The sequence below is a fragment of the Mycobacterium sp. E3298 genome (assembly GCF_001666895.1).
Taxonomy (GTDB): Bacteria; Actinomycetota; Actinomycetes; order Mycobacteriales; family Mycobacteriaceae; genus Mycobacterium.
In genome coordinates, this window is the sequence record NZ_LZJB01000432.1 from 1 (window position 1) to 5,955 (window position 5,955).

The following is a 5,955-nucleotide window of genomic DNA, read 5'->3' on the forward strand; positions in this document are numbered from 1 at the left end:
GGCGATCGTGAAGCTCGTGCTCGGGTGCGTCGGTGCCGAGCGGGTTGGTGACTCCGACGACGACCGTGCGCTGCTGGGCGATCACGCCGAGCCGTTCCACCGCGATCGCTCGCCGGGAGTTGTCGCGCACTTGCTCGAGGTCGCCGACCACCAGAATCGGACGATTCGACAGCAGCGCGAGCGTGATCCGCAGCAAAAACAGTTCCAGGTCGGACAATTCGACGATGTAGGTGTCCGAAGACGGCGGGGGCATGTCGCCGAAGACCTCCGTCAGCCCGGCCTGACCGGCTTGCGGCGGCACCAGCGAATACCACGGCGCCAGCCACCGGCGTTGCTCGGCGAGTACGGTCGCCACGGTCACCGACTCTTCGAGTTCATCGATGTCGTCGAAGGCCGCTATCGCGCACCGGCGGCGGATCGCGCGCGGCGTCGTTTCGCCGAGCACGCTCAACGAGCCGTGACTGGCCTTGAAGCGTCCCGCGATCGTCAACAACAGCGTTGTCTGACCCGGGCCCCCGGGCATCTGAATGGCGTGGAACCCCGGCGTCAGGGCCAGGTCGACCCCCGAGAACAGCGGTCCGTGCTCACCGTCGACCCCCAATCCGGCGGCGGTGATCACCGGTGCGATGTCGTCCGGTTCGTCTTTGACATCCATGGTGTGACTTTCCCTGATCTCCTTCAAACCGGAATCGATTTCAGCAGTGCGGTGATCAGTTGCGCGAGCAGATCGGGGTTGATGGTTCCGGGACGCAGCACCTCTTCCATCGCGACGCCCAGGTTGAGGGTGACGACGAGCTGGGCGATGTCGGTCAGCCGCCGGTCGCCCGGCACGGTGTCGGTCGATTCGACGATGTGCAGCGCCTGGTCGGCAGCGGCGCGACGGCGCTCGATCAGGCGCCCCCGAAGCTGCGGATCGCGCTGGGCGCGCAGCCAGTACTCGACGAGCAGCACGTAGTAGTCGGAATGGTCGCGGACCGAGTCGAGCACCGACCGGCTCACCTCACGCGCGGCCGCGGCGGTGTCGCCGTCGCTGCGGTCGAGCGCTATCGCGATCTGCTCGCCGCGCAGCTCGAACTCGCGGTCGAGCAGGCTCAGGAACAGCTCGTCCTTCGACTCGAAGTTGGAGTAGACCGCGCCCTTGGTGAAGCCCGCGGCCTGACCGATCGCGTCGATGGTGGCACCGGCGAAACCCTCGGCGGCGAACACCTTCGACGCCGCGTCCAGGATCCGGTCGCGAACCTCGCCGCGGGTGGGGCGGGTGCGATGCGGTTTGACGGGCGACATGTGCAGTAGCATACCCGTCAGTATCGGTTAGATACTAATGAGTATCGAAGATCACCCGCGCGCGGAATCGTCAGCCGAGCCTGGCCGCGGTGCGCTCCCACAGCTGGGCGGCCAATCGCGGGTCGTTTGCCAGGCGACTGGTCTTGGCGATCTTGCGCTTGGCGTAGTAGGCGCCGGGCGTCCACTCCGATACGGGCGCGCTCGACGCCAGCCGCACCAACTGGTCGGCGCCCTGGTCCGGGCTCGAGATGAAGAGCACCGCCGGGGTGTACCGCTGCATGAACACGAGAAATCGCGAACCCGAGGCAATGCCGATGTTGGAGTTGACGTTGCCGGGATGCACGGCCGCGACGGAAAGACCGGCGTCATGGTAGCGCCGATGTAATTCCTTGGTGAACAACACGATTGCGAACTTCGAGAACGCGTAGGCAGCGGCGGGGCGGCGGCTGGCGGTGTTCTCCAGGTCGTCGACGGTGGCACGGAAGACCAGCTTGTGCGACGAGCTGGTCGTGTTGACGACCGTGGCGCGGGACTCCAGCAGCACATCCAGCAATCGGGTGGTCAACAGGAACGGCGCCAGGTAGTTGACCTGATAGGTGCGTTCGTAGCCGTCCGACGTCAGCTCGATCTTGCTGGCCATCCTGCCCGCATTGTTGAGCAAAACGTCGATGCGCGGGTGCTGCGAACGCAAATTGTCCGCCAGCGCCCGCACCTGGGATAGGTCGGCGTAGTCGACGACGAAGTAGTCCGCGCCCAATTCGGTGGCCACCGCGGCGGTCTTGGTTTGGGAGCGGCCCACCACGACGATCCGGGCGCCGGTGCGACTGAGGCGACGAGCCGCAGCGGCACCGATGCCGTCACTGGCACCCGTGATGACAATCGTCCTGCGCGTCATTGCGAGACCTCCACGCCGGAGTGTAGCGATCACGCGATAAGCGGGGCGCTCATCGACGCGAGGGCCATTCAGCGCTGATGGCTGTCTGCCGCGAATAGAGCTGGGAAAGTCAGGCCAGCGAGTACCGCACCGGCAGGTGCTTCAGGCCGCCCACGAAGGTGGTGGCGACCAACTCCGGATCACCGATCAGCTCAATGGATTTGAGCCTCGGCAGTAGCTCGGTGAAGAAGCTGTTGACCTCCATACGGGCCAGGGCCGCGCCCATGCAGAAGTGCACGCCGTACCCGAAGGCCAGGTGCTTGTTGGGGTCGCGCCCGACATCGAAGCGGAACGGGTCGGTGAACACGTCCTCGTCGCGATTGGCCGACACATAGGACAGCAGCACGGAATCGCCCGCGGCGATCGGCACTCCGCGCACGGTGGTGTCCGCGTTGGCGGTGCGCATGAATTCCTTGACGGGCGTGACCCAGCGGATCATCTCCTCGGTGGCCAATGGCATCAGGTCGAGATTCGCCTGCAGCCGCTCGAGCTGGTCGGGGTTTTCGATGAGTGCTTGCAGCCCACCGGAAATGGTCGCGCTGGTGGTGTCGTGACCGGCGGTGGCCACGATCAGGTAATAGGACACCGTGTCGATGTCCGACAGCGGTTCCCCGTCGACGCGGGCGTTGGCGATCGCGGAGGCGAGATCGTCGGTCGGGTGTTCGCGGCGCGCCTCGGTGACCCCGTTGAAGTACTGGAACATGTCGAACAACGCAGGCAGCTGGTCCTCGTTGGAGCTGCCGCGCTTGAATTCGGAGTCGTCGCTGCCGAACAATTCCTGGGTGAGCTTGAGCATCCGGGGGAAGTCGGCCTCCGGCAGGCCCAGCAGTGACATGATCACGAACAGCGGGTAATTGACCGCCACCTCCTGGACGAAGTCACACTCGGGACCCGCGGCCATCATCTTGTCGACATAGATCTTGGCGAGCTCGTCGACCCGAACCTTCAACGCCCGCATCGCCTTTGGCCGGAACCAGTCGGATCCGATCGCGCGTACCACCCGGTGCTGCGGATCGTCGAGGTGGATCAGCGTGCGCACGCCCGCGGCCGCCTGCATCTCGTCGCCCTCGGCGGTGGTCAGCACCGGGCGCGGCCAGTTGGTGAACAACATGTTCTCGCGCTCGATGTCCATGATGTCGGCGTGCTTGGTGATCGCCCAGAACGGTTTATAGTCCGGCACCTCGACCCACGACACCGGCGCGTTGGCGCGCAGGTGAGCCAGCGCCGCGTGCAGCCGCTCCTCGTAGGTGTACGCCAGTGGATCGGCCAACAACTTCCCGGCGTCGTCCATCGTCGTGGTGCTCACTGGCGAAACTCCTTCATCGCGGCGGTGATACAGGTTTGCGAAGCGGTCATGAAGATCGGCAGGACGCGGTCGACGACACCCTCACAGCGGTCTCGCAGCGCGGCGCCGACCTCGTCGACCGGCCCGACGACCGCGAAGGTCGCCAGCATTTCGTCGTCGATCAGCTTGGCCATCGCGTCCCACTCCCCCTGCTTGGACAGCCGGTTCAACTCGGCGTGCAGGTCGCCCCAGCCGTGCAGCTCGAGAACCTTGCGGTAGGCCGGCGTCGACCCGTAGAAGGCGATCTGCTTGCGCACCGCGGCCGTCGCGGTCTGCAGCTCGGCGTCGCTCTCGCCGGTGGCCACCAGCACCTCGGCCGACAACTCGACGTCGCCGCGCCGGCGGCCGGCCCGCCGCAGGCCGCGTAACAGCGCGGGCGCGGTGACCTCGGTGATGTAGCGCTTGGACACCATCGGGTGGCCCAGGTGTCCGTCGGCGACCTCGCCGCACATCTCTGTCATCACCTCACCGACCGCGGCGACGAACACCTTCGGCATCGGATAGGGCTGCGGCTCGGGGGTGAACATCGGCGTCATGATCTTGTGGGTGTAGAACTCGCCCTCGAAACGCAGCTTGCCGCCGTCGCGCCAGGCGTCCCAGATCGCGTGCAGCGCCGAGACGAACTCCCGCATGCGCCGGGCCGGGTGGCTCCACGGCATGCTGAACCGCTTTTCGATGTGGGGCTGAATTTGAGTGCCCAGCCCGAGGATGAACCGGCCTTTCGAATACGCCTGCAGATCCCAACCGATGTTGGCGACGATCATCGGGTTGCGGGCGAACGCCACGGCGATGTTGGTCCCGATTTCCAGCCGCTTCGTGTGCTCGGCGGCCAGCAGCAGCGGCAGGAATGGGTCGTGGCTGGTTTCGGGCGTCCATCCGCCGTCGTAGCCCTGCCGTTCCAGGGCGACCGCCGCGTCGGCCGCGCGAGCGAGTTGATTGGGGATGCCCCCGTCGACCTTGAGTCGGGCGGCGTCGGCCATGCGGGTAACTTTACAGTAAGCAATCCAGTATGTGACCCTGCAGATCCGCTCACCAGACGAAACTTGCATGAGGTAGGACAGAGGCATGTCGAAAGCCCAGGACTGGGGAGAAACGCTCGACGATCTCGGGCGGCGCCGTGAGCGTGCGTGGGGCATGGGTGGTACCGAACGGCTCGACAAGCACCGCGGCAAGGGCAAGCTCGACGCCCGGGCGCGCATCGAGCGCCTCCTCGACCCGGGGACGTTCCGAGAAATCGGGACGCTGGTCGGCGGCGAGATCGCGGCCGACGGGCTGGTCGTCGGCTCCGGGTTGATCAACGGTTCGCCGGTGATGCTGGGCTCGGAGGACTTCACCACCATGGCCGGCAGCATCGGACCGGGCGGCAACTCCAAGCGCTACCGCATCGCCGAACTCGCGCTGCGCGACAAGGTTCCCCTGGTGATGTTGCTGGAAGGCGCGGGCTTCCGACCTGGCGGTGGACATTACGGCCGCGCCCCCACCGACCTGCTCGCGCAGGCGCAGTGCTCGGGCCGGGTGCCGACCGTCGCCGCCGTGCTCGGCCCCTCGGCCGGACACGGCGCGCTCGTCGCCCCGGTCTGCGACTTCCGGATCATGAGCGCGCAGGGCGCGATCTTCACCGCCGGCCCGCCGGTCGTCAAAGAGTCCACCGGAGAGGAGATCTCGAAGGAGGATCTCGGCGGGCCCGGCACCGCCGTGCCGAGCGGGGTGATCCACAACGTCGCCGAAGACGACGAGGCCGTGATCGCCGACATTCGGCGGTACCTGTCGTATTTCCCGCCGAGCGCGTGGTCCTACCCGGCGCAGCTACCGCCCGACGAGGCCGGCGAGCAGCGCGCGACGCCCGAACTGCTCGACATCGTCTCGCGCGACAACCGCCGCGTCTACGACATGCGCGCCGTGCTCGACGTGGTCTTCGACCGGCCCGACTGGTTCGAGGTGCAGCCGCGGTACGGCAAGGCGATCATCTGCGCGCTGGCCCATCTCGGTGGCCACCCGGTCGCGGTCGTCGCCAATCAGCCCAACGTGCTCGCGGGCTCCATCGACGCCGACGCGGCGGACAAGGCGGCGCACTTCATCATGGTGGCCGACTCGTTCCACCTGCCCATCGTCTTCCTTGCCGACAACCCCGGCATGCTGCCCGGCAGTCGGTCCGAACGCAGCGGGGTGCTGCGCGCCGGTGCGCGGATGTTCGCCGCGCAGACGGCGGCAACCACGGTCAAGTTGCACGTCACCCTGCGCAAGGCATACGGATTCGGCTCGATGGTCATGTCGCTGCTCGGTTTTGACCACCAGAGCGCGACGTTCGCCTACCCCGGGGCGACCATGGGCGCGATGAGCGCGGCCGCGCTGGGCCGGGCGACCCATGCCGGCGAGGACATCACCGCGAAGC

Annotated in this window: 6 protein-coding genes; 1 reads left to right on the plus strand and 5 read right to left on the minus strand. The window is 66.9% G+C overall.

The genetic code is table 11. The annotated features are described in order from the left end of the window. From A9X05_RS20500 to A9X05_RS20520, 5 genes are all read right to left on the minus strand, one after another. The coding region (locus tag A9X05_RS20500) for a hypothetical protein (RefSeq protein WP_067783808.1) at nucleotides 1–655 on the minus strand (655 nt) is incomplete at its 3' end. A gap of 23 nt (nucleotides 656–678) precedes the next feature. Next, the gene (locus A9X05_RS20505) at nucleotides 679–1,296 is read right to left on the minus strand and encodes a TetR/AcrR family transcriptional regulator (protein WP_067760466.1); all 618 of its coding nucleotides are present in this window, start codon (nucleotides 1,294–1,296) and stop codon (nucleotides 679–681) included. 58 nt (nucleotides 1,297–1,354) lie between these two features. Continuing rightward, nucleotides 1,355–2,179 carry an SDR family NAD(P)-dependent oxidoreductase gene (locus A9X05_RS20510; RefSeq protein ID WP_067760464.1) on the minus strand — a complete coding sequence of 275 codons (825 nt, stop codon included), beginning with the start codon at nucleotides 2,177–2,179 and terminating at the stop codon, nucleotides 1,355–1,357. 109 nt (nucleotides 2,180–2,288) lie between these two features. Beyond that, a complete protein-coding gene (locus A9X05_RS20515; RefSeq protein ID WP_067760588.1) occupies nucleotides 2,289–3,509 on the minus strand; it encodes a cytochrome P450 in 1,221 nt (406 codons plus the stop codon). An 11-nt stretch (nucleotides 3,510–3,520) separates the two neighbouring features. Continuing rightward, on the minus strand, nucleotides 3,521–4,543 hold the full coding sequence (locus tag A9X05_RS20520; protein WP_067760461.1) for an LLM class F420-dependent oxidoreductase: 1,023 nt from the start codon (nucleotides 4,541–4,543) through the stop codon (nucleotides 3,521–3,523). A gap of 85 nt (nucleotides 4,544–4,628) precedes the next feature. Here A9X05_RS20520 and A9X05_RS20525 point away from each other — a divergent pair. Further along, a partial coding sequence (locus tag A9X05_RS20525) for an acyl-CoA carboxylase subunit beta (protein WP_067783811.1) occupies nucleotides 4,629–5,955 on the plus strand: 1,327 nt, incomplete at its 3' end.

What these genes read in the sequence shown, in the direction of transcription:
- A9X05_RS20505 (WP_067760466.1), bottom strand. Translation starts at nt 1,296, where the DNA reads ATGCTACTGCACATGTCGCCCGTCAAACCGCATCGCACCCGCCCCACC.
- A9X05_RS20510 (WP_067760464.1), bottom strand. Translation starts at nt 2,179, where the DNA reads ATGACGCGCAGGACGATTGTCATCACGGGTGCCAGTGACGGCATCGGT.
- A9X05_RS20515 (WP_067760588.1), bottom strand. Translation starts at nt 3,509, where the DNA reads ATGGACGACGCCGGGAAGTTGTTGGCCGATCCACTGGCGTACACCTAC.
- A9X05_RS20520 (WP_067760461.1), bottom strand. Translation starts at nt 4,543, where the DNA reads ATGGCCGACGCCGCCCGACTCAAGGTCGACGGGGGCATCCCCAATCAA.